The organism is Formosa bonchosmolovskayae, from assembly GCF_051016085.1.
Lineage (GTDB): Bacteria > Bacteroidota > Bacteroidia > Flavobacteriales > Flavobacteriaceae > Formosa.
Genome location: NZ_CP174605.1, coordinates 308,122 through 330,157, shown reverse-complemented (window position 1 = coordinate 330,157; position 22,036 = coordinate 308,122). Strand labels below are relative to the sequence as shown.

The 22,036-nt window shown below is 33.7% G+C and carries 20 protein-coding genes, 1 other RNA gene and 1 pseudogene; 9 read left to right on the top strand and 13 right to left on the bottom strand.

What is annotated here, in order from left to right:
- Positions 1–9: 9 nt before the first annotated feature.
- The 4 genes and pseudogenes from ACKC83_RS01210 to ssrA form a co-directional block, all read right to left on the bottom strand.
- Complete coding sequence (locus ACKC83_RS01210; RefSeq protein ID WP_434036742.1) at positions 10–666, bottom strand: TetR family transcriptional regulator C-terminal domain-containing protein; 657 nt, start codon at positions 664–666, stop codon at positions 10–12.
- 240 nt (positions 667–906) lie between these two features.
- Positions 907–1,830 (bottom strand): annotated as a pseudogene (locus tag ACKC83_RS01205) (ISAon1 family transposase); the annotation flags it as partial.
- A 55-nt stretch (positions 1,831–1,885) separates the two neighbouring features.
- The gene (locus ACKC83_RS01200) at positions 1,886–2,227 is read right to left on the bottom strand and encodes an ISAon1 family transposase N-terminal region protein (protein WP_434035682.1); all 342 of its coding nucleotides are present in this window, start codon (positions 2,225–2,227) and stop codon (positions 1,886–1,888) included.
- A gap of 213 nt (positions 2,228–2,440) precedes the next feature.
- Positions 2,441–2,837: a transfer-messenger RNA gene (gene ssrA, locus ACKC83_RS01195) on the bottom strand.
- A gap of 242 nt (positions 2,838–3,079) precedes the next feature.
- Between ssrA and ACKC83_RS01190 the strand changes: the two genes are divergently transcribed.
- Positions 3,080–4,285 carry an NAD(P)-dependent oxidoreductase gene (locus ACKC83_RS01190; protein ID WP_434036741.1) on the top strand — a complete coding sequence of 402 codons (1,206 nt, stop codon included), beginning with the start codon at positions 3,080–3,082 and terminating at the stop codon, positions 4,283–4,285.
- 142 nt (positions 4,286–4,427) lie between these two features.
- Here the strand turns inward: ACKC83_RS01190 and ACKC83_RS01185 are convergent, their stop codons facing one another.
- Genes ACKC83_RS01185 through ACKC83_RS01165 form a run of 5 tightly spaced genes read right to left on the bottom strand, consistent with a single transcriptional unit; the run spans position 4,428 to position 9,807 of the window.
- Positions 4,428–5,975, bottom strand: coding sequence for a PepSY-associated TM helix domain-containing protein (locus ACKC83_RS01185; RefSeq protein WP_434036740.1), 1,548 nt, complete (start codon positions 5,973–5,975; stop codon positions 4,428–4,430).
- Between the two features lie 4 nt (positions 5,976–5,979).
- Positions 5,980–6,279 (bottom strand): hypothetical protein, encoded by a 300-nt coding sequence (locus ACKC83_RS01180; RefSeq protein ID WP_038531199.1) that lies wholly within the window; start codon positions 6,277–6,279, stop codon positions 5,980–5,982.
- Positions 6,280–6,289: 10 nt separating this feature from the next.
- The gene (locus ACKC83_RS01175; protein ID WP_434036739.1) at positions 6,290–6,628 is read right to left on the bottom strand and encodes a hypothetical protein; all 339 of its coding nucleotides are present in this window, start codon (positions 6,626–6,628) and stop codon (positions 6,290–6,292) included.
- A gap of 58 nt (positions 6,629–6,686) precedes the next feature.
- Positions 6,687–7,403 (bottom strand): DUF4198 domain-containing protein, encoded by a 717-nt coding sequence (locus tag ACKC83_RS01170; protein WP_434036738.1) that lies wholly within the window; start codon positions 7,401–7,403, stop codon positions 6,687–6,689.
- A gap of 13 nt (positions 7,404–7,416) precedes the next feature.
- Entirely contained in the window at positions 7,417–9,807 is a 2,391-nt protein-coding gene (locus tag ACKC83_RS01165; protein ID WP_434036737.1) for a TonB-dependent siderophore receptor, read from the bottom strand.
- Between the two features lie 180 nt (positions 9,808–9,987).
- Between ACKC83_RS01165 and ACKC83_RS01160 the strand changes: the two genes are divergently transcribed.
- Positions 9,988–10,353, top strand: coding sequence for a DUF1801 domain-containing protein (locus ACKC83_RS01160; RefSeq protein WP_434036736.1), 366 nt, complete (start codon positions 9,988–9,990; stop codon positions 10,351–10,353).
- A gap of 1 nt (position 10,354) precedes the next feature.
- On the opposite strand, the gene ACKC83_RS01155 is transcribed toward ACKC83_RS01160, so the two are convergent.
- Genes ACKC83_RS01155 through kdsA form a run of 4 tightly spaced genes read right to left on the bottom strand, consistent with a single transcriptional unit; the run spans position 10,355 to position 13,380 of the window.
- On the bottom strand, positions 10,355–10,822 hold the full coding sequence (locus ACKC83_RS01155; protein ID WP_434036735.1) for a GNAT family N-acetyltransferase: 468 nt from the start codon (positions 10,820–10,822) through the stop codon (positions 10,355–10,357).
- 3 nt (positions 10,823–10,825) lie between these two features.
- Positions 10,826–11,632: an META domain-containing protein gene (locus ACKC83_RS01150; RefSeq protein WP_434036734.1), complete on the bottom strand. Its 807-nt coding sequence runs from the start codon at positions 11,630–11,632 to the stop codon at positions 10,826–10,828.
- An 18-nt stretch (positions 11,633–11,650) separates the two neighbouring features.
- The gene (locus ACKC83_RS01145) at positions 11,651–12,508 is read right to left on the bottom strand and encodes a hypothetical protein (protein ID WP_434036733.1); all 858 of its coding nucleotides are present in this window, start codon (positions 12,506–12,508) and stop codon (positions 11,651–11,653) included.
- 53 nt (positions 12,509–12,561) lie between these two features.
- Positions 12,562–13,380 carry a 3-deoxy-8-phosphooctulonate synthase gene (gene kdsA / locus ACKC83_RS01140; RefSeq protein WP_414035336.1) on the bottom strand — a complete coding sequence of 273 codons (819 nt, stop codon included), beginning with the start codon at positions 13,378–13,380 and terminating at the stop codon, positions 12,562–12,564.
- A 489-nt stretch (positions 13,381–13,869) separates the two neighbouring features.
- Here kdsA and typA point away from each other — a divergent pair, with 489 nt between their 5' ends.
- The 7 genes from typA (at position 13,870) to ACKC83_RS01105 (ending at position 22,015) form a co-directional block, all read left to right on the top strand.
- On the top strand, positions 13,870–15,669 hold the full coding sequence (gene typA, locus ACKC83_RS01135; protein WP_414035337.1) for a translational GTPase TypA: 1,800 nt from the start codon (positions 13,870–13,872) through the stop codon (positions 15,667–15,669).
- A 109-nt stretch (positions 15,670–15,778) separates the two neighbouring features.
- Positions 15,779–16,009: a uroporphyrinogen decarboxylase gene (locus ACKC83_RS01130; RefSeq protein WP_414035338.1), complete on the top strand. Its 231-nt coding sequence runs from the start codon at positions 15,779–15,781 to the stop codon at positions 16,007–16,009.
- Between the two features lie 223 nt (positions 16,010–16,232).
- A complete protein-coding gene (locus ACKC83_RS01125; protein WP_434036732.1) occupies positions 16,233–17,681 on the top strand; it encodes an MBOAT family O-acyltransferase in 1,449 nt (482 codons plus the stop codon).
- Positions 17,682–18,590 carry a hypothetical protein gene (locus tag ACKC83_RS01120; protein ID WP_434036731.1) on the top strand — a complete coding sequence of 303 codons (909 nt, stop codon included), beginning with the start codon at positions 17,682–17,684 and terminating at the stop codon, positions 18,588–18,590.
- A 16-nt stretch (positions 18,591–18,606) separates the two neighbouring features.
- The gene (locus ACKC83_RS01115; protein WP_434036730.1) at positions 18,607–19,557 is read left to right on the top strand and encodes a FemAB family protein; all 951 of its coding nucleotides are present in this window, start codon (positions 18,607–18,609) and stop codon (positions 19,555–19,557) included.
- The gene (locus ACKC83_RS01110) at positions 19,550–20,650 is read left to right on the top strand and encodes a DegT/DnrJ/EryC1/StrS family aminotransferase (protein ID WP_434036729.1); all 1,101 of its coding nucleotides are present in this window, start codon (positions 19,550–19,552) and stop codon (positions 20,648–20,650) included. The genes ACKC83_RS01115 and ACKC83_RS01110 overlap by 8 nt, the downstream gene beginning before the upstream one ends.
- Entirely contained in the window at positions 20,651–22,015 is a 1,365-nt protein-coding gene (locus ACKC83_RS01105) for an O-antigen translocase (protein ID WP_434036728.1), read from the top strand.
- The last annotated feature ends 21 nt before the right edge of the window (positions 22,016–22,036 follow it).

Sequence of the window (22,036 nt, the reverse complement as noted above, 5' to 3'; positions counted from 1 at the left end):
AGTCTTAGGTTATTGCATTTTTACTTTTTCTTTGAATAAGAATTTACCCAAATCAAATAGACTCTTTAAGGGTGCAACATCTAAAAAGTCAAAGCCTGTGTTTATAGATTTTTCAATAAAAATATCTGTCTTTTCAAATCCAGGCGAATCGTCTTCCATCCAAAATTTCAGAGTAACCAATAATTGTAACCAAGCACTTTCTTGTAGGCCTCGCTCTTGAAATTTATCGATTTTTTCTTGTTGTGTTTCCACGACTTCAATATCCAATGTGGAAATATAATTGATGAATTCTTGTCGTAATTTTGTTAGACATTTTAGATTCTTCAATTTGTTTTGATGCTGATTTAAAGCAAACATGACATAACTTCTATTGACCGTAAGGTTTTCGAAAAATGTAAAGTAAAAACTCAGTAATTTAGTTCGGGCATCAAAAGTGTCGTAATTTTCACTGCTTACCAGAACTTTTAGGGTATTATCTAAAAACGCTTTAAAAATAGCGGCTTCTAAGGCTTGAAAAGAAGCAAAAAATTCGTAAAATTTCTGTTCTTCAAAATTGTTAGCTTTTGCAAAAGCATACACTGTTTTTGGTTGCTGATTATGTTCTAAGGCATAATCCATGTAAAAATCTATAAGCTGTTCTTCCGTAATTATTTTCTTTTTGGCCATAATAAAATGCTAAATGTTAAAGAGATGCTGTATAAATTTACGATGATATTCTGTAGAAAACGAAAAGTGCGCGTTGTTTTATATAGAATTTAACGCTTTAAAATACAATGTTTAACTTCCTAATATTATTAAGTGCAGAATGTTAGACAATAGAAAGGTGTTTAGTTGTTTGAAGTGTGTTGTGAAGGAGACAAACTGACTTTATTTGGATCAAGTTATATTTCTGGGGAGCCGTATAAATTATGCATATAATTTAGTTAATCTATAGAGAAAGAACTTAACATCTCTGACTCCTCTAAACAGCGCTCTAAATTCCTTTATTTTAGCATTAAAAGATTCTGCCGAAGCATTTGTGCTTCTATTATTAAAGTAGTTTAAAATAGAGTCATAGTGCGTTTGTATTGATTTGGCAATCGTATTAAAGGATTTAAATTCTGATTTTTCTACTTTATCATACCAATGCGCTAATTTTAATCTTGCTATACTTTTGCTAGTATTAGTTTGGAAAATATAGCTTAGATCCTGAGCAAGATTGTATGCTTTTTCAATTGTTGGATACCGTTCAAATAGAATCTCAGCTCTTTCTATTTGATTTACCGTCCACTTAGCCTTTGATTTGAATAATAGATATCTGCTTCTAGCTAATAATTGTCTGAGCGTATCACCATTAGAAAGAAGTTCAGGTTGATATACTTTTCCTTTATTTCGATCTTCTTCAATGGCTTTGTTTTCAGCTTCTATGATTTCCCATCTTAGTCTTATCCGCTCCTCTTGAACAGCTTCTGAAGCTAGTTTTTGAACATGAAACCTATCGGTAACGATGTCTGTTTTTGGAAAACATTTTTTTACGATTAAATTCATGTTTCCCGCCATATCTACAGTCACCTCCCTAACCATTTTTCGTCTTTCTAAAGGAATTTGGTTAATCACATCGATAACATCCTGTGCTTTGGTACCTTTTACAATAGCTACAATACTTCCTTTTTTACCATGAGCGTCTTTATTGGTTACAATGGTATAAAGTTCTCCATTAGAAAGTGAGGTCTCATCTAGGCTTAAATATTTACTTATATTTTTGCCGTAGAGTAACCAATCACTAGCGTGATCCTTTTGTGTCCAATCCTTAAAGTCACTAAGATGATTTTTATAGTGAAACTGAAGTGTTTTTCCTTTTAACTTATAATAATCACCAAAGCGTTTAGCGCTTACAGGGTGATTATCAAGAGAGTTCTTTTAAAAAAGAGGCAAACTCGTTAGTAATCCGAGTGCCCTTAGCAACCAAATTCCAATCTCTTTTTATGATTTTGCCAGTATCAACGAGTGTCCAACGTCTTCTTTTTATGTGCAGAAGTACCGGTTTTCCTCGAAGTGGAAAATCTTCAATAGTGATCTCTGACAAAAAACCTTTTGATTGCGCTATTTCTGACTGATATTCTTGAGGAAGTATATTTTTCTCTTCTAGGTAGAAATGCGTTTCTTGTGATGTGCTCTTATCAGAAACAATATCAAAATATTCTAATAGGCCTTCTGGTAATAAATAACGGGCTAATTCTATATTCAAAATCTAAACATTTTTTATTCAAAGATAACATTCTCCCCAACTTTTACGGTTGAGCCCTTTATTTTTAGTTAGTTTTTTAATAAAAGTAATCTACTGTAGACTTGATATAAAAAAAGAATCATTTGTTGGAGGATTGTTTATTATATATTTATCAGGTTTTGAAATATAAAAAAAACCGTAAACACTATATTAATAAGTGTTTACGGTTTTATTGAGTGGAGTCGGAGAGAATCGAACTCTCGTCCAAACAAGTCACCAAAGGGCTTTCTACACGTTTATTCTTTTCTTGGGTTTTCGTTTGTAATCTGGTTAAAGACAACCTAATTACAACTTATCTTTTTTAGTTTCAAAATCAAGTCAAAGCGCCTCAATTTCTATATTGACATTTACGATGCCTCAAAATGGAACGCCGTCAATCAAGGCTTTCCGGAGACATAAAGCTTGTACACCTTGTGTACCTAGGCCAATCCTACTATAGTTCGGATTAAGCAGCTAAAGCGTAGTTATTCTCGCCGTTTAAAAAGTTTGATCTAGCCTTTTACGTGTTTCAAAATCATTACACGACGTGCTTACCGTTCAATAAATCTCGCTGTCAAAACCAGTCGACCCCATTGTAGTAAGTGTTTTTGGGCGTTCCCCTTCGGGTCAGGTCTTCCGTTATATCTTTTTAATTCTAATGAAATTAAAAAGGATGCCACTTCAACCCTTAACGCAACTTATAAGAACCAAATATAGGTTAAAATAAGGAATGCAAAGCTATTAAAAAAATTTGTTTAAACTCGCAATTCCATGTAATTTAGTACAAAATTTGTGCCAGTCTATTCAGGTGTCAGAACTATAAAATCCTCAACTATGAAATTTGCAATTATTAAAGAACGTAAATCCCCACCAGATAGACGTGTCGTGTTTTCACCGAAAATATTATTGCAAGTCAAACAGCAGTTTAAAGAGGCCAGTTTTAAAGTTGAAAAATCTAAAATTAGAATATTTCCAGACGAAGTATACAAACTTACTGGATTTACTTTAGCAAAAGACATCTCAGATTGCGATGTATTTATAGGTGTAAAAGAAGTTCCGGTAGATTATTTAATTCCGAATAAATCGTATTTCTTCTTCTCTCATACCATAAAGAAACAACCATATAACAGAAAATTATTACAGGCAATTTTAGATAAAAACATAACACTTTACGATCATGAAACCATTATCGATGCTAAAAATAATCGATTAATAGGCTTCGGACGTTATGCTGGAATTGTTGGAGCATACAACACCTTTAGAACTTGGGGCTTAAAGTACGATACATACAATTTACCTAAAGCGACGACTTTAGCCGATCAGAAAGCGTTAAATACGCAATTGCAAAAAATTACAGTCCCAAACATAAAAATTCTTTTAACTGGAGGAGGTAAAGTGGCTCAAGGTGCTACTGAGATTTTAGAAGTCCTTAAAATAAAGAAAGTCAGTATAAACGATTACTTAACAAAAAGCTTTTCGACAGCTGTATATTGTAATATCGATGCTTTAGATTATAATGCACGTAAAGATGGTAAGGTAAAACCTCTTAAAGATTTTTTTAAAAATGCTAAGCAATACGAGTCTACTTTTATGCGCTTCGCTAAGGTGTCTGATATGTTAATCACCGGTCATTTTTACGGAGATGGCGCACCTTATTTATTTACTAGAGACGATGCCAAATCGGCCGATTTCAATATAAAAGTCGTCGGAGATATTAGCTGTGATATCGATGGACCGGTAGCGACAACAATTCGACCTTCAACTATCGAAAATCCGATTTATGGTTATAATCCGCAAACAGAGGAAGAAGTCGATTTTAAGTCAGATGATGCTATTGCTGTTATGGCAGTCGATAATTTACCATGTGAATTACCAAATGACGCCAGCGTAGGTTTCGGGAAAATGTTTTTAAAACACGTAATTCCTGCCTTTTTTAATAATGATGCCGATGGTGTTTTAGAACGTGCACGAATGACTCAAAACGGAAAACTAACACCGCGCTTTGCGTATCTACAAGACTATGTAGATGGTAAAGAATAAACGATAAAAACAGTGACATATACTTTCTAACATATAGTTGAACGTATTACCCTTTATAAAACAAAAAAGCGAACTACTTATATTTTTATAAGTAGTTCGCTTTTTTTATTCCATCTAATGATAGCTTATTCAGACTAAAACATTAAGCTTTAGGTTTGCTTTTTAATTTAAAATACACATATAATGTGATTGACGATAAGGCAATCCAAAATACATCGATAAAAAAGATTTGAAATTGATTGTTCTGATAGCTTGACCATATCCAATTATTAGTCGTAATACCATTTGTAATCGGAATTAAAAATCCGAGAACAGACCCCAATAGTAAGGTGTTTTTATTCGTGAAATAATTGTCTTTTTTAATACTGTAGAATAGCGTTAGGAGCAACCATCCTATAAAGTAAAAACTATAAATAAACGTTTTGCTAGCATGCTCATTTAATTTTACAGCAATAAAAGAAAGCGCTGTAATAGGGTACATGCTTAAACAAATGGCGAGATAGATGGTAACCAACCATTCGTTAAATCGTCTTTTCTTTTCGGAAATTGTTTTCTTATTTCTAGCAACGCCCCAAATCATAACTCCAGAAAGAATGACAAAACAAGAAATTATACCAAGTAAAAAACTGACTAGTTTTAATGTCATGCCACCGTAATCACCATAATGTAAACGGAACATCACATTTTTAACGCCATCTAAATAGGTGGCACTTTGGTTAGGGTCTTTTTTATGAATAAGCGTGTCTGTATTAACTTTATAAATCGCTTCTCCAACTGCGGTATATTTGTCTTGGTATTTTAAATGGCCTTCTATCATAACGTGCATATTGGCATCGCCATAATTAAAAACATGAATTTGAGTCGCATCAAAGTTAGGCCATAAGGCTTCTGTTTTATCGACGTAATAATTCAGACTAAAATCTTTATCTAAAGGTGTATGAGAGTATTTGTACTCTGGATGAGAATATCCCAAGTCATCATAAAATTTAGCCGAATCCCCGTTAAAAAGAAAAAAAACAGTAGGGGCAATTATAATAGCTTTTATCATAAAAAACGCACCCGTTACGGCATACACAAACTGAAATGGTAAGCCGATAACTCCTAACGCGGTGTGTGCATCTGTCCACAACGTTTTCAGCTTTGCATAAGGTCTAAAGGTGTAAAAGTTCGAGACAATTTTACTCCAATGAACAATAACTCCTGTAATGATGGCAAACAAGAAAAAGAACGCGACAAAGCCGGCGAGCATATAGCCTATAGGTTGCATTTGGGCAAAAAAGTGCAGACGGTATAGAAATTCACCTAATGTGTAATCTCCATCATAAGAATTCTCCGCATAGGTTTTAGTATCTAAAGTTGAATACCTGTTTGCCTTAGTATTTGGATTAAGTATAGTGTCTTTAGGAGCAGAAAACGCTATGCCTATACGTTGTTCAATAAAATGTTTAGAGAGTTCTATATCCCTACTATTTAAATTATAGGTTGTATTTAAGGTGTCTAATGCTTCATCGAAATCTAAATCGAATGCTTCAGTGTTTTTTACTGTTTGATTACGCTCCCAGTTTACAATTTCATCTCGAAAAAATGAAAACGAGCCTGCGAAAAATATCACATAAAGCAGTACGCTAATTACGATACCACTAATAGTATGCGTATGAAATAGAATGTTATAAATTCTTTTATCGCTCATAAGATTAAACTAAGGGATTATATAGAGTTCCTAGATATAATATTGAAGAGAACAGCAAGGTTATTAAGATATATATGCCCCAAATTTTCCATCCGTTTTTAGCTATAAAAGCCACAACCATTAGTGTCGCCCATAAGATGAATCCTGTGAATGCTGAGGTTATAATTATGTTGGTCGCACTTATCCAAGAGGTTAGTGCCATATGGAAAGACATGCTTACCAAATAACCGCCAAGTATTCCCGCTGTTATTTTAGCAAACCGTTGCCATGGTGATGTTGTAAGATATTTTTTATTTGCTGGCATACAAGTAGAATTAAGGAATGTGGATTAAAAATTCGACAGCGACACAAAACGCCATACAAATAAAAAGCATTTTGACGTTGAACAATTTTAAAGGCGCTAAAAGCACAATTAAACTCGCAACTGTCATAAGATTAATTAAAAATAAAAAGATTCCTGCACCTAGGCCAAACACGTTTATTGTTAAAATACAAGACAGTATAAGTAAAATGAGTCCTGCTATTTTCGAAGCCGATTGGTGCTGTACCAATTTGTATTCGAAACCCAATAGGTTGGGAGCATCCATTTTTTTAGATGTTGTATACAGCAAATAAAAGCCGATAATAACTAATAAAATTGCAATTGAAATCATATCTTTTATAAATTGAAACAACTCTGAAAGGATTACTTACAGAGTTGTTTTAAGTTTTTTATTGAATACAGTAGGTTGCACAATGCCAGATAAATTCGTAATCTTTACCCTTAAACTTGCCAGGAACTTCTTCCTTTTTAGTAGCTTCTAGTATGTATTTTGTTTTCCACGGACGTTTAAAGGTGATGTAACCTTCTGCGTCTGTTGTTAGTTTTTTAGACCAATTGTCGGCGATAAACAAATCGACTTCAGTTTCTTCCAAAGGTTGGCCTTTAAATAACACTTGCAGTTTAACATCTTCAGAATCATTAGCAACTTCAATAACAGAAATTCCTGAGTCGTTTATGTTATTCGTGTTGGTTGTTTCGGATCCAACTTGGATAACTGCCGAAGCATTGTAATGAGTTTTAAAAATACCGAAATCATATTCAGAATAATCAATTACTTCAATATCATCGTTATCTAAAATTATGGTATACGTACCGTCGCTTTTTGGTGTAAATGATGCCACATAACGATCGGTCTTAGCAGTTACCTCTAATTTCGTTTTATTGCCTTTAGCATCAACCGCCCAAAGGGTAAAAGCTTTTACTGCTGGAAAATATTCACCTTCTACACGTTCCAAAACGCCATTGGTGTACTCGCCATAAAACACATGTACCTCTTGTGCTTTTCCTTTTTTACCTTCAGCATTAGTTTCAATCCATAAGTAATGTGCAAAAGTAGGAGTGACAGCGCATATTACAAACGCAAGCGTTAAAATTAATTGTTTCATAATTAAATATGTTTTAAAATTTATAAGCAAAATTCGCCAATACAGATCTTGGTTGCTGAGGTGTTAGTGTAGACCAACCTGAATAGTATTCTTCATTAAACATGTTGTTTAATTTTAAACCTACGCGGTATTTGTCTGCGGCATAATATACAGATGCGTTAGCAATAATATAACTTGGTACAGTAAATACGCCTGAAGTGTATCCAGAAGCATTTATAATATCGCGTTCGCTAGCTCCGTTAAATCCTGCGCCAATACCAAAACCTTTTATAGCCCCGGTTTCAAAAATATAGTCGGCCCATAAATTATATACGATGTCTGAACCTGCTTCTACTGGTCGCTCGCCAATAGTAGAGGCTGTACTTGCTTTTTTAATTTCACTATCGTTATAGCTATATCCAGCTCGTATGTTTAATCCATTTACTGGGTTGGCATTAATTTCTAATTCAAAACCTTTACTAGAAACTTCTCCATCCTGAATTTTTCCAAACACATCGTTTGGATCTGTCATAAGTCTGTTATTTACGAGAATGTTATAGTAGTTTACCGTTGCATTTAAACGGTTGTTAAATAAGTTGGTTTTAACACCGAATTCAAATTGATTGGCTTGTTCTGGTTCGAAATTTTTAAGTTCCTGACCTGTAGTTGAGTTTGGATCTCCAACCAATTGCGGACCAATATTTGTAAATCCGTTTTGCCAGTTAGCAAACACAGACAACTTATCTGCTATAGGTTGGTATAATAAACCAAATTTAGGAGATACTGCAAACTGGTCGTAATCATCGTCATTATTGGTAATATCACCTTCATTATCAAATTGATCGAAACGTACACTGGCCATTGCAGATAATGTAGATGTAATATCTAATACATCTGAAACATAAGCACTATACACATTAGAACGTGTTTTGTAATTACTTATACTCGCACTAGCCAAAGCCGCATCAACTCCTGCGGTTGTTAATGGGAAACCATCAACTTCTTCTCCGGTAGACGGTGTAACAGCGCCGTAACCCACATAGCTACTTCCGTTATCTATTCCAGTTACAGTATAATAATCTAAACCAATAACCACACGGTTTCTTAAGTTCCCGATTTTAAAATCACCATTAAAATTTTGTTGAATATCTGTCGTTCTAGTAAGTGCATCTTGTTTATTTAAGTAACGAGAAAAAGTACCAGCGCCAGTTAAATCGTATAAATAGGTATAATACCCTTTAGTAGAGGTTACACTTCTAGATACTAAGGTTTGCGAGTTCCAAGCTTCAGATAATTTATAATCCATTTCGACTCTGTAATTCTGAGTAGGATTTTCTAAAGTTAAAGCATTACTGGTGTACGATTTTTTATTATCGTAACCCAATTCGTCTAAGTTGGCATATTGCATTGCTCCAGCACGACTTAAGAATAACATGGTTGGATTTGTTTTTTCTGCCTGAGTAATTTCACCATAAAAAGAGAACGATAACTTATTATTTACTTGATATGATAACGACGGTGCTACGAAAAATGATTTGTTAAACCCAGCATCTTGAAAACTATCTTCTGTATGGTAAGATGTGTTTAATCTGAAATAAATGTTTTCAGATTCATCTAGGGCCGTGTTAAAATCTCCTGTGATTACATTTAATCCATAAGATCCAGCCGTGTACGATACTTGTCCGCCAAATCCCTTATAAGGTTTTTTAGTCACCACGTTTATTAATCCGCCATAAGAACTTACAGAAGAACCAAAAAGCGTAGCCGATGGGCCTTTAATAACTTCAATACGTTCGATGTTTGCCGCATTAATGGTTCCGTTTGTTAATCCAGGAACACCATTTACTAATTGAGGTTGCACACTAAATCCGCGTAACGAATAATATCCAGCGCCATCTCCACCACGTCCGGTAGAGGTCCAAAGTTTCTGAATCCCGGTAGCATTATCTAAAGCTTGTTCGAAATTTGTTGTGATTTGAGATTCTAGTAAATCTGTAGTTACCGTAGAATATACTTGGGTGTTTTCTAAATCTTTTAAAGGTAATTTAGACACGTAGGCCGTTTGTTTTCTAGCAAACATATTACGACGCTTACCATCGATAACAACCTCAGATAAAATTTCTTGTCCTTCGTATAATATCACAGTTGGTAAGGTAATATTGCTATTGGAAACAGAAAAAGAAACTTCTTTTGTTTTATATCCTAAGTAAGAAACCACAGCAGTGTATGATCCTGTTTCAATTTCAATTTTAAAGTGACCGTCTATGTCGGTCTGGCTTCCTTTACTTGTGTTTTTTATTAAGATGTTTGCACCTGCAATAGGGGTGTTTTCTGAATCTGTAACCGTTCCGTTTACAATTATTTGTTGCGCATTAATAACAAAAGATGTTAGGAGGAATACAGCAAAACTGAATACTATTTTCATTGTTTTTATTTAGACTTATTATTAATAAAGAGGAGTTTCTGCGACAAATGTATAATAGAGGACCATATTATCAAAGCTTATTTATAATTAATTTAAATAAAAATAAAAAAGGGGTTTCGTAGACCTTGATTTTTAATGTTTAATAGTATCTTGAAATTTTAAATAAGTAGATAAAAACAGATGAAACCCGCCGAAGAACACATATTACGTCAGCCAGAACCGTATCAATCCATCATGTTGTATGTACGAAGTGTGATAATGAAAACCTTGAATGTTGAAGAAAAATACAGTTATAAGCTTCCGTTTTACTATTATAATAAAAAGTCTTTTGTGTTTTTAAATGTGTTAAAAGGCACCGATTATGTAGATGTGGTATTTATGGATGGCGCGCTTTTAGAAGCAGAATTTCCCGAATTACAAGACGCCAATAATAGGAAACGTGTGCGGTCAATTCAAATTAAAAATTTAGAAGAATTAGATGAATTACGCTTTGTAGAACTTCTTAAATCTGCTTCAAAAATTAAACTGAAGACTAAAAAGATATAACCTATAATGTTTTCTTCACAATATAATTCTCGAAAACTAAACCTTTAAAGGACTTTTTCTGTTTTTTAATTATGTCGTAATATTTATTTTCGAAAAAAGGTAAAGCTGTTTTACTGACATCCGAACGGATTTCAGGGTAGTCTTCTACCATAACTTGCGATTCCATAGTGCGCAGTAGGGAAGAAGCAACACCTTGTCTTTGGTAGTCTTTATGCACAAATAAGCCATCTAAATAATAGCCTTTCTTTAAATACGCAAAACCAACAATTTCTGTTTCATTTTCGGCAACAATAAAATAGAATTCAGAAATACGTTCTAACCATACATCGGTTTCATTTGCACCAGAAGCCCAAACCGTAATTTGTTTTTCGTTGTAATGTTTGGAATTTATATGGGTAACGGTGTTTCTAAATAGTGAGGTGATTTCTGGTAAATCGGTTTCAGTGGCTTGACGAATTGAGATATCCATAAGTTAATCTACTTTTTTAAAGGTTAGCGTGTTCCCATCAGGATTAGATAAATACAAGCGTCGGTTTTCAATTTTAAATTGCGTACTACGTTCTAATTCTTTTATAAACTGAGCTTCTTTATTTGTTGGCGGACACATTTTACGAGTGGCTATAATCTCTTTAAAACGAATTTTAGATTGTTCAGAAAATATAGAACCACGCATGGTATTACATCCGGCATAACCCATAAAAGAATTTTCGCTGATATTAATCTCTAAGTTAGGTAATTCTTTTGTGAATTGTTCTGTGCTTACGGTTTCGTCTTTAATAGATTCTAAAACCCAAATGTCGTGCAAGCGATAATCTGTAATGTATTCCCCGCAACCTTTAAGTGATTTAAAATCGGTTTCTGTATTTTGTTTAAAATCTATTGAAACCGTATATGGCTGTGTTTTAGAATCGGAATCTGTACACGGATTCATTGAAATCTGAATTTTAATTTGTGCAGATTCAGTTTCAGAACGATACATTTTTACGTTAGCATCTGCTGCTAAAATGGCTTCGGGCAACGAGAACTTGTGATCCTCTGCGTTCAAAGAAAACTTAATGGAATCTTGAGTTAATTGCAAGTTCCAATCGGGATGTGCTCCTGAGCTTTTAAAAAACAATCTACTGTTACGATTAGGGGTGTTAGTGGCTACTGTATTAACAACCTTGGTTGTCGGTTTGGTAGCTGTAGAACCCGGTTTTACGGTTTCTTTTTTAGACTGGCCACAACTAAAAAGTGAAACGAATATAATAAGTACGAAACTGTTTTTAAAGAATTTCATAAGATTAAAAATTTAGAATTATAGTCTAAAAATACCTCCAACAGAAAGAATAGCTTCTCCAAAGAAAAAGTGTTGCGATGCGCGATCTGATGGATTCTGGGTTGTACGAATATCTGGCATATTTATAAAACCACCTTTTAAATCTCCTTGAATAAAAAAGTGTTTAAAAAAGGTTAAGTTTAAACCTGCACTAGCAGAAACTCCATATCCTGCGATATGAAAATCGTCGTGCCTGTCGTAAACCAAAAGTTTAGCATTGGTTTTGGGGTAAAGTACACCACCTCCAAGCGCTTCGGTTATATTCACTTGAAAAACATCTGTATTTCTAATTCCGAATAGGCTAGAAATATCGTCATATCTGGCAAGTTCGGCATGTATATAGTTTAAACCATCTGTGTGTTCGAAGGTTAAAAAGCCTTCATTTAAATATACAGGATCGTCTCTAAATGTATTGTTATAAATTGAACTTTCGTCGCCTTCAGGAATATCTATGTATCCATTTCCACGTACCACTTGGTTGTTAGTCATTACATATTTCATGTGGTCTAAGCTAATCGTAACAGCATAGTGATCGCTAATAAAATATCCTAAGCTAAAATTAGTCTGAGGTATTGTCATATGAACCGGATTTATATAATCGACATGCCAACCTTTAGCTTTGTCGTGAGCATCTACATCGTACAATGTAAAATTATAATTATCTCCTGTAAAAGTAATATCTGAATTAGAATATGTATCTCGGTTTCCGCCCCAGCTAACAAAGAATTTTCCTTTGTTGGACGATGTGTATTTTAGAGTGTCTACACTCTGAGCATTTAAGTTTAATAAGGGCAATAGAGTACTTCCTATTAAAAATATAATAGTGGAAATTTTCATTAAAAAGGGGGTCTAAATTAAAAAGGGGGTCTAAATTAAAAAGGGAGGCTAAATTAAAAAGCAGTTATGGTTTTTCTAATGGCGACAAGATGTTTTAATAAACCTTCTAAGTGGTCTAAATGTAACATGTTTGCACCGTCACTTTTTGCATTTGCAGGGTCGAAATGTGTTTCAATAAACAGTCCGTCTACGTTATTTACAATTCCAGCTCTAGCAATAGTTTCAATCATATCGGGTCTTCCACCTGTAACACCACTAGATTGGTTAGGTTGCTGTAAAGAATGGGTAACATCTAAAACTGTAGGAGCATATTCGCGCATGGTTGGGATACCTCTAAAATCTACAATCATATCTTGATACCCAAACATGGTACCACGATCTGTAATCCAAGCTTTATCATTTCCAGAATCTTTAACTTTTTGCACGGCATGTTTCATCGCTTCTGGACTCATAAATTGCCCTTTCTTTAAGTTTACTACTTTTCCGGTTTCGGCAGCAGCGACAAGTAAATCTGTTTGGCGTACTAAAAATGCAGGAATTTGTAAGACATCTACATATTCGGCAGCCATGGCGGCATCCGAAATTTCGTGAATATCTGTTACGGTTGGGATATGAAAAGTGTCTGAAACTTTCTTTAAAATTTTCAGTGCTTTTTCGTCACCTATTCCAGTAAAACTATCAATTCTACTACGGTTTGCTTTTTTAAAGCTTCCTTTAAATACAAACGGAATGTGTAAGGCATCAGTAATCGATACTATTTTTTCGGCAATACGTAATGCCATGTCCTCTCCTTCAATGGCACACGGCCCAGAAAGAAGAAAGAAATTATCAGAATCTGTATATTTTAATTGAGGAACATCTGAAAGTTTCATATGCTATATATATTTTAGGCTGCAAAGTTACGGAAAATTAATACGTTTTTACAGGTGTATGCTTAGGACTTTAATTTGATGCTCTATTAAAATCCGGAAGAACCATTTAAATTAGTGTTGCAAAATTATAGACTCACGATTTATACAAAAGGAAATTGTTTTATAAGGCATAAAAGGTGGTAAAAATAAAGTGCTTTGTAAAGCCGAAATTGATGTTTTTTTAGGAGGCTTATATCTATATATTATGTACCATATTATTGAAATGATCTTCAGATTCTAAAAACAGATGGCAAAATTGTGTATTTCTTAATTATCCAACATTTTATTAATGATTTGATATGCAAATAGTAAGGTGTACGTTTTAGTGTGAATACGTAATGTTAGTAAATAAATAGGAGATGAGATTATTATAACATTAATTAATGACATATTAATCTTTATTCTAAAAAAATAAAATGTACATTTGCACGCTTAAATAAGGCATCAATTATGGCTAATATTAAAAACATTGCAATTATTGCACACGTAGATCACGGTAAAACTACTTTGGTTGACAAGATTATGTACCACTGTCAATTATTCCGTGAGAACGAAAATACTGGGGATTTAATCCTTGATAATAATGATTTAGAGCGTGAAAGAGGAATTACAATTACTTCTAAAAACGTTTCAGTTATTTATAAAGACACAAAAATCAATATCATTGATACTCCTGGTCACGCCGATTTTGGTGGTGAAGTAGAGCGTGTATTAAACATGGCAGATGGTGTGTTATTATTGGTAGATGCTTTTGAAGGGCCTATGCCACAAACGCGTTTTGTATTACAAAAAGCAATCGACTTAGGTTTAAAACCTTGTGTTGTTGTAAATAAGGTAGACAAGGAAAACTGTACGCCAGAAGAAGTACATGAAAAAGTATTCGACTTAATGTTTGAATTAGGTGCAGAAGAATGGCAATTAGATTTCCCTACAGTTTACGGTTCTGCAAAGAACAACTGGATGAGTGATGATTGGAGAAATCAGACTGAAAACATCGAACCATTATTAGATATGGTAATCGAACACATTCCAGCTCCGAAAATACCAGAAGGAAATACTCAAATGTTAATTACATCTTTAGATTTCTCTTCATTTACTGGTCGTATCGCGATTGGACGTTTAACAAGAGGTGAACTTAAAGTTGGACAACAAATTTCTTTAGTAAAAAGAGATGGTAGTGTTGTGAAAAATAGAATTAAAGAACTTCATATTTTTGAAGGTCTTGGACGTATAAAAGTAGACGAAGTTCAGACAGGAGATATCTGTGCGATTGTTGGTCTTGAAGGTTTTGAAATTGGTGATACTGTTGCTGATTTTGAAAATCCAGAAGGATTAAAAACAATTGCTATCGATGAGCCTACTATGAGTATGTTGTTTACAATTAACGATTCACCTTTCTTCGGAAAAGATGGAAAGTTTGTAACATCTCGTCATATTAAAGATCGTTTAGAAAAAGAATTAGAGAAAAACTTAGCATTACGTTTAGGTGAAACTGGAAGTGCAGATAAATTCATGGTATTTGGTCGTGGAGTATTACACTTATCAGTTTTAATTGAAACGATGCGTCGTGAAGGTTACGAATTACAAATTGGACAACCACAAGTAATCATTAGAGAAATCGATGGTGTTAAATGTGAGCCAATTGAAGAATTAATGATCGACCTTCCTGAAAATGTTTCTGGTAGAGCAGTAGAATTCGTTACATTACGTAAGGGAGAAATGTTATCTATGGAAGCTAAAGGAGACCGTATGGTTTGCGAATTCTTAATTCCTTCTCGTGGTATTATTGGTTTACGTAACCAATTATTAACGGCTACAGCTGGTGAGGCTATTATGGCACACCGTTTTAAAGAATACCAACCATTAAAAGGAGCAATTCCTGGACGTGTTTCTGGATCTTTAGTATCTATGGAAAACGGAAAAGCAATTCCTTATTCTATCGATAAATTACAAGATAGAGGTAAGTTTTTTGTTGAACCTGGAGAAGATATTTACGAAGGACAAGTTATTGGTGAAAACTCTCGTCAAGATGATATGAACATTAACATTACTAAAGCTAAAAAGCAAAGTAACGTACGTTCGTCTGGAGCAGATGATAAAGCTAAAATTGTACCTGCAATTAAATTCTCTTTAGAAGAAGCTTTAGAATATATCCAAAAAGATGAGTATGTAGAGGTAACTCCACATTTCTTACGTATTCGTAAAGTACACTTAACAGAAGTTGAGCGTAAGCGTAATAAAATTATGTAATACTTACAGACTTTTAATAGTTATTGTAAGATTATCAATATATTTAAAGAGGAATCCTTTGTTGGGTTCCTCTTTTTTGTTTTCTATACTATAATTTAAAAGTGAAACTATGGACGTTTTAGGTATTTCGGTAACTGAATGGATTGGTTATTTAGCATCTTTTGTATTGCTAATTTCTTTTACAATGAAAGATGTTGTAAAACTAAGAATAGTAAACACTATTGGCTGTGCATTCTTCGTGGCTTATGGTTTTATGTTAGAGACGTCTTGGCCAATTGTGATTACAAACGCTGCTATAATTCTTATAAATTTTTATTATTTATTTCTTAAGAAAAAATAAACCAATAATGCCATGCTTTCTCGCTTAGGCTAGATAATGTATAATTACTTTGTACTGAAATGTGGTTATACGTCTAATTCATTAATTAAATTAAAGGAAGCGCATGCCTAATTATTTATCTTCGTTATTTAACTATAAATTCACGACTTTTAAAGTCCAAGTATTGTTTCTGTCCTAAGTTTTATAGGGAAGACGAGAATACAATAGTTACGAATATTTTTTTATGTTATTCAACTCCATAGATTTTGCCGTGTTTTTGCCAATAGTTTTTATACTCTATTGGTTTGTCTGCAATACTAAACTTGGAATCCAGAACATACTTATTGTTTTGGCTAGTTACCTTTTTTATGCCTGGTGGGATTGGCGTTTCCTGTCCCTAATTCTATTTAGTACTATAGTCGATTATTCTATTGGATTGGCGCTTTCTAAACAAGAAGATTCATTTAAAATAAAAGGATTACTATGGACTAGTGTCTTTATTAACCTAGGATTACTCGGAGTCTTTAAATATTACAACTTTTTTCTCGAAAATTTTGTTCAAGCTTTTTCACTCTTTGGAGGAGATTTGCGTTATAATTCCTTAAATATTATTCTTCCTGTAGGGATTAGTTTTTACACGTTTCAGACGTTAAGTTACACTATCGATATTTACAGAAAGCAATTAGAACCCACAAAGAACTTCGTAAGCTTTATGGCGTTTGTGAGTTTCTTTCCGCAGTTGGTGGCAGGACCAATAGAGCGCGCTAGGGATTTGTTGCCTCAGTTTGAAGCAAAGCGTACGTTCAATTTTAATAAAGCAACAGACGGTTTAAAACAGGTGCTTTGGGGACTCTTTAAAAAAATGGTAATTGCAGATAACTGTGCTATTTTTGTAGATGAATTTTTTGGGAATCACGACGCCTATTCCGGCAGCACGTTATTAATTGGAGCATTTTTCTTCACTATCCAAATTTATTGCGATTTTTCGGGCTATTCAGATATCGCGATTGGAGTCTCTAGATTATTCGGTTTCAACTTATCTAAGAATTTCGCATTTCCATATTTTTCTAGAAATATTGGTGAGTTTTGGAGACGATGGCACATATCGTTAACGACATGGTTCAGAGATTATTTTTATATTCCTATTGGCGGTAGCCGCGGTTCTAAGCTATTCCAAATTAGAAACACAATTTTAATCTTTTTAGTGATCGGGTTGTGGCACGGGGCGGCTTGGAAATTTATAGTGTACGGTCTTATAAATGCAATGCATTTTTTGCCTCTAATTATTTGGGGACGAAAACCATTTAATAAAATTAAAGTACAATCCACAAGTCTTGTTCCAAGTGCTAATGAAGTTTTCGGGATTTTAAAAACATTTACATTTTTAGTGTTAGTCCGCGTGTTTTTTAGAGCAGATAATTTGCAAATCGCCGTAAGTTATCTGTCCGAAATATTTTCGAGCTCGTTATTTACCATACCAGAATTTGCAAATCGGACAGGTGCGTTCGTGGTTTTTCTTGGGATTATAGGTTTTATGAGTATTGAATGGCTTGGTAAAACTAACGAATATGCCATCGAGAAATTGGGACAGACTTGGAGACGACCGTTTAGGTGGGCATTTTATTATATACTTGTCTTCTGTATTTTTTATTTTTATGCGAAGCCACAACAGTTTATTTATTTTCAGTTTTAAATGAAGACATTTCTTAAATTATTTCTGTTTTTCTGTCTACCTGTTTTGGTACTAGGCTGTGCTATGGAATTTGCATTGCGACAGATTCCAAATGCCTATCAGGTAAAAGCCGATTATTTAAAAGTACATCATAACAGTATAAAAACGCTACTCTTGGGTAGTTCACATATCTTATATGGCGTAAATCCGGAATTTTTAACAGCAGACGCATTAAATTACGGACATGTATCACAAACTATAGATATTGACTATGCTATACTACGTCAGCATGTAAACGATTTGGAGGCTCTAGAGACGGTGGTGCTAAGACTTTCATATACTACACTTTTCGAGCAATTAAAGGAAGGAGACGAGAGGTGGAGGCTTAAAGATTATACGGTGTATACCGATGTAAATTTAGATTCTAATTTAAAAGACCATTTCGAAATATTAAGCGTTAAATTGAAATATAATCTCGAGCGACTTTATGCGTATTACATTTTAAATAAAACTTCCCAGCATGTCAATGCAAGAGGATGGGCATTTAAAGAAAAGGATGCCACTATCGAAAATATAGAAGACGTTAGTATGCGTGTCGCTAAAAAACACACGGCGACTTCAGACGCATTATATAGCGAGAATTATAAAATATTAGAGAATATTATAAAAGAATGTAATGAAAGTGGTATAAAAGTCGTTCTTGTTACTATGCCCGCTTATAAAGCGTATATTCAGCACTTAGATCCGTTACAGTTGGAGAAAACGATAATGGCGGGAAAGCTTATGGACTCTAAATATAAAAATTGCATATATTTAAATTATCTGGATGATAAGCGATTTGAAACCTCAGATTTTTTAGATGCAGATCATTTGAATAGTCAAGGAGCAAAGAAATTTTCAAAAGTAATAAATGGCATACTAATGCAATAAAATGTATTTTTAATTAATGAGCCAACTTAAAGTAGAGCGTTACGCAGTACAACATTTCGATCTTTGGAATACTTTTATTTCTGAAGCAAAAAACGGAACATTTTTGTTTCATCGTCATTTTATGGAGTATCATAAAGATCGGTTTGAGGACTTTTCTTTACTCATTTATAAACAGGACAGCCTGATTGCCGTAATACCCGCAAATCGAAACGCCGATAGTCTCTATTCTCATCAAGGTTTAACTTTTGGAGGTTTAATTTTAAAGCAGAAACAATCTGTTAAAGATATTTCATTGATTTTTGAAGCACTTTTTATTTTTTTACAAAAGGAAAAATTTAAGAGCTTTATTGTTAAAGAAATGCCTGAAATTTATTTTAAAACGCCTGCTTTCGAGTTTAGCTATTTTTTAGCTAAACAAGCCAAACTCGATAAAAGAGAAATGGTATTGGCGGTAGATTATTCTAAGCCATTAACCATACATAAAACAAAACTTAAGCATTTTAGAAAAGCCAAGGATATTGCCTTTGAAATTAGGGAGAGTTCAGATTTTACTCCGTTTTGGACAGACGTTTTGCAACCACGATTATTAGAAAAACATCAGGTTAAGCCTGTGCATAGCTTGGAAGAAATAACGTATTTAAATACCTGCTTTCCTAAAAACATTAAACAATTTGATGTTTATTTAGATAATAAAATATTAGCGGGTTTAACCCTATTCGAAAACGAACATATTGTGAAGTCACAATATGGAGCAACCACAAAAGAGGGCGAAAAGCATAGAGCTTTAGATTTTTTATTTTTGTCCTTAATTTATAAATACAAGGCAGAAGGCAAACGTTTCTTTTCAATGGGTACGGCAACAGAGCAGAATCGTTTGGGCTATAACGAAGGACTTTTAAAACAAAAAGAAGAATTAGGATGTAAAGTCTATTTACAAGATTTCTTTAAATTGCAATTGAATGATTAAATTTTTAGACCTACATAAAATTAATGCACGCTATCACGATGCTTTTCAATTAAAATTCCAAGAGTTTTTAAATTCTGGACATTATATTTTAGGACAAGGTGTGACTAATTTTGAAACTGAATTTGCTTCATTTTGTGGTACCAAGCATTGTATTGGTGTTGGCACTGGTCTAGATGCTATTACCCTTATCTTTAAATCGTATATAGCTTTAGGAAGATTAAATGAAGGCGACGAAGTTTTAGTGCCAGCAAATACCTTTATCGCTAGCATTTTAGCCATCATACAAGCGGGATTAAAACCGGTTTTTGTAGAGCCTGATATACAGACGTATAATATTGCTGTTTCAGAATTGGAGCAGAACATTTCATCTAAAACTAAAGCGGTATTGGTTGTTCATTTATATGGACAATTGGCAGATATGAACGCGATTCAGAAATTAGCCACTAAAAATAATCTATTAGTTGTAGAAGATGCAGCACAAGCGCAGGGTGCAGTGTATTCCGATGGTAGAAAATCCGGAAATTTAGGAGATGCTGGGGCCTTTAGTTTTTATCCGAGTAAAAATTTAGGTGCTTTAGGGGATGGAGGCGCTGTGACTACTAACGATGCCGATTTGGCCGAAATGCTAATGAAACTTAGAAACTATGGGACATCGTCTAAATACGTTAATGATTATTTAGGATATAACTCACGCTTAGACGACATTCAAGCTCGTTTTTTAAGTGTAAAATTAGCACATTTAGATGCGGATAACGCACACCGACAAAAAATAGCAAATCGCTATCTTTCAGAGGTCAAGAATCCCAAAATAATATTACCTTTATGCGCAGATTGGAAATCTCATGTTTTTCATCTTTTTGTAATTCGGGTAGACCATAGAGAACGTTTTATCAGTTTTACTAAAAAGCATAACATTGAAATTCTAATCCACTATCCAATTCCTCCCTATAAACAAAAAGCATTAAGCCATTACAGTGCTTTACAGCTACCGGTAACAGACCGTATACATAATACTGTGGTAAGTTTACCTATTAGCCCTGTAATGGAAGATCAAGAAGTAGATTACGTAATAAATGTTTTAAACGGGTTCTAATTGAAAAAAATAAAAAAGTATATAAATAATAATGTTTTAATTAAGGTTGCTTCTTTAAACTCAGCTTCAGTAATTACTAGAATTATTACAGGGTTTTTAACGTCTAAAGCCATCGCTATATATATTGGACCGGAAGGTTTAGCTTTAATTGGAAACTTACGAAACTTAGTAAGTTCTGCGCATTCTTTTTCTGTTTTAGGAATGTACAGTGGTATTATAAAGTATATCTCTGAGTTTAAAACTAATACTATAGAATTAAGTAAAACCTTATCTACTGCTTTTTATCTGGGTTTTATAGCAACTACACTCGTTTCTTTTTTATGTTATTTTAATGCGGAGTATATAAATACGCTTGTTTTTCCAACGTATAGCGATTATGCATACGTTATTCGAATATTGGCTCTCGTGTTGCCTTTTTATTCCATGAATATGTTTGCCTTTGCCATAATGAATGGGTTTTCAAAGTATAAAATGTTACTCATCATTAATATTATTGGTCAAGTATTAGGGGCATGTATAACGCTTATCTTAATATATCAGAATAGAATCGATGGGGCTTTAATCGCTATTGTAGTCGGGGAATCTCTGGTCTTTTTAATCACCATGGTAGGAGTTATTAATCAGCGTAGTTTAATCCCATTAGTTCGTGCTAGTCGTGTAAGTTTTACCTTTGTAAAACGGTTAAGTACGTTTTCTACCATGGCCTTGTTTTCAGCCATTGTCTTACCTATTGTAGCTATTGCAATTCGGTCTTATATTATTGATAATATAGGCTACAAGGATGCTGGTTTTTGGGAAGCGATGGTCCGGATTTCTAAATACTACTTAATGTTTGTTAGTTCGTTAATGGGGCTTTATATTTTACCTCGATTTTCAGAAATTGATAATATTAAAGAGTTTAGAGAGGAAGTTTTCGGGTTCTATAAAACTATAATTCCTGTTTTTGGACTAGGTCTATTTGTGATTTACTTACTCAGGCGCTTTATTGTCGCTATTGTGTTTACAGAAGAATTTAAACCTGTAGAAGATTTGTTCTTATGGCAACTTTTAGGCGATTTTGTAAAAGTACTTTCCATAGTGATCTCGTATCAGTTTTTAGCAAAAAAGATGTTCTGGCATTATATTATTACTGAAGCCTTTTCTGTAATAATATTGTATTTAACAAGTATGTATTTTATAGATCTCTATGGGGTTAAAGGAGCAACTATAGCCCATTTTGTAACCTATGTTATGTACTATGGTATTATTTTATTAATTTTTAGTACCTCACTATTTGGAGTGTTACCAGAAGACACAGCGCTCTTAGTGGATGAAGATGATGAAAACGAGGAAAAAGATGAAGAAAATAAAATAGACAAGAACTAGGTACTTGCTTTTATAAATAAG

Bases quoted from the DNA above. Each gene is read 5' to 3' on its own strand.
- ACKC83_RS01210 (WP_434036742.1), bottom strand. From the start codon at position 666: ATGGCCAAAAAGAAAATAATTACGGAAGAACAGCTTATAGATTTTTAC.
- ACKC83_RS01190 (WP_434036741.1), top strand. From the start codon at position 3,080: ATGAAATTTGCAATTATTAAAGAACGTAAATCCCCACCAGATAGACGT.
- ACKC83_RS01185 (WP_434036740.1), bottom strand. From the start codon at position 5,975: ATGAGCGATAAAAGAATTTATAACATTCTATTTCATACGCATACTATT.
- ACKC83_RS01180 (WP_038531199.1), bottom strand. From the start codon at position 6,279: ATGCCAGCAAATAAAAAATATCTTACAACATCACCATGGCAACGGTTT.
- ACKC83_RS01175 (WP_434036739.1), bottom strand. From the start codon at position 6,628: ATGATTTCAATTGCAATTTTATTAGTTATTATCGGCTTTTATTTGCTG.
- ACKC83_RS01170 (WP_434036738.1), bottom strand. From the start codon at position 7,403: ATGAAACAATTAATTTTAACGCTTGCGTTTGTAATATGCGCTGTCACT.
- ACKC83_RS01165 (WP_434036737.1), bottom strand. From the start codon at position 9,807: ATGAAAATAGTATTCAGTTTTGCTGTATTCCTCCTAACATCTTTTGTT.
- ACKC83_RS01160 (WP_434036736.1), top strand. From the start codon at position 9,988: ATGAAACCCGCCGAAGAACACATATTACGTCAGCCAGAACCGTATCAA.
- ACKC83_RS01155 (WP_434036735.1), bottom strand. From the start codon at position 10,822: ATGGATATCTCAATTCGTCAAGCCACTGAAACCGATTTACCAGAAATC.
- ACKC83_RS01150 (WP_434036734.1), bottom strand. From the start codon at position 11,632: ATGAAATTCTTTAAAAACAGTTTCGTACTTATTATATTCGTTTCACTT.
- ACKC83_RS01145 (WP_434036733.1), bottom strand. From the start codon at position 12,508: ATGAAAATTTCCACTATTATATTTTTAATAGGAAGTACTCTATTGCCC.
- kdsA (WP_414035336.1), bottom strand. From the start codon at position 13,380: ATGAAACTTTCAGATGTTCCTCAATTAAAATATACAGATTCTGATAAT.
- typA (WP_414035337.1), top strand. From the start codon at position 13,870: ATGGCTAATATTAAAAACATTGCAATTATTGCACACGTAGATCACGGT.
- ACKC83_RS01130 (WP_414035338.1), top strand. From the start codon at position 15,779: ATGGACGTTTTAGGTATTTCGGTAACTGAATGGATTGGTTATTTAGCA.
- ACKC83_RS01125 (WP_434036732.1), top strand. From the start codon at position 16,233: ATGTTATTCAACTCCATAGATTTTGCCGTGTTTTTGCCAATAGTTTTT.
- ACKC83_RS01120 (WP_434036731.1), top strand. From the start codon at position 17,682: ATGAAGACATTTCTTAAATTATTTCTGTTTTTCTGTCTACCTGTTTTG.
- ACKC83_RS01115 (WP_434036730.1), top strand. From the start codon at position 18,607: ATGAGCCAACTTAAAGTAGAGCGTTACGCAGTACAACATTTCGATCTT.
- ACKC83_RS01110 (WP_434036729.1), top strand. From the start codon at position 19,550: ATGATTAAATTTTTAGACCTACATAAAATTAATGCACGCTATCACGAT.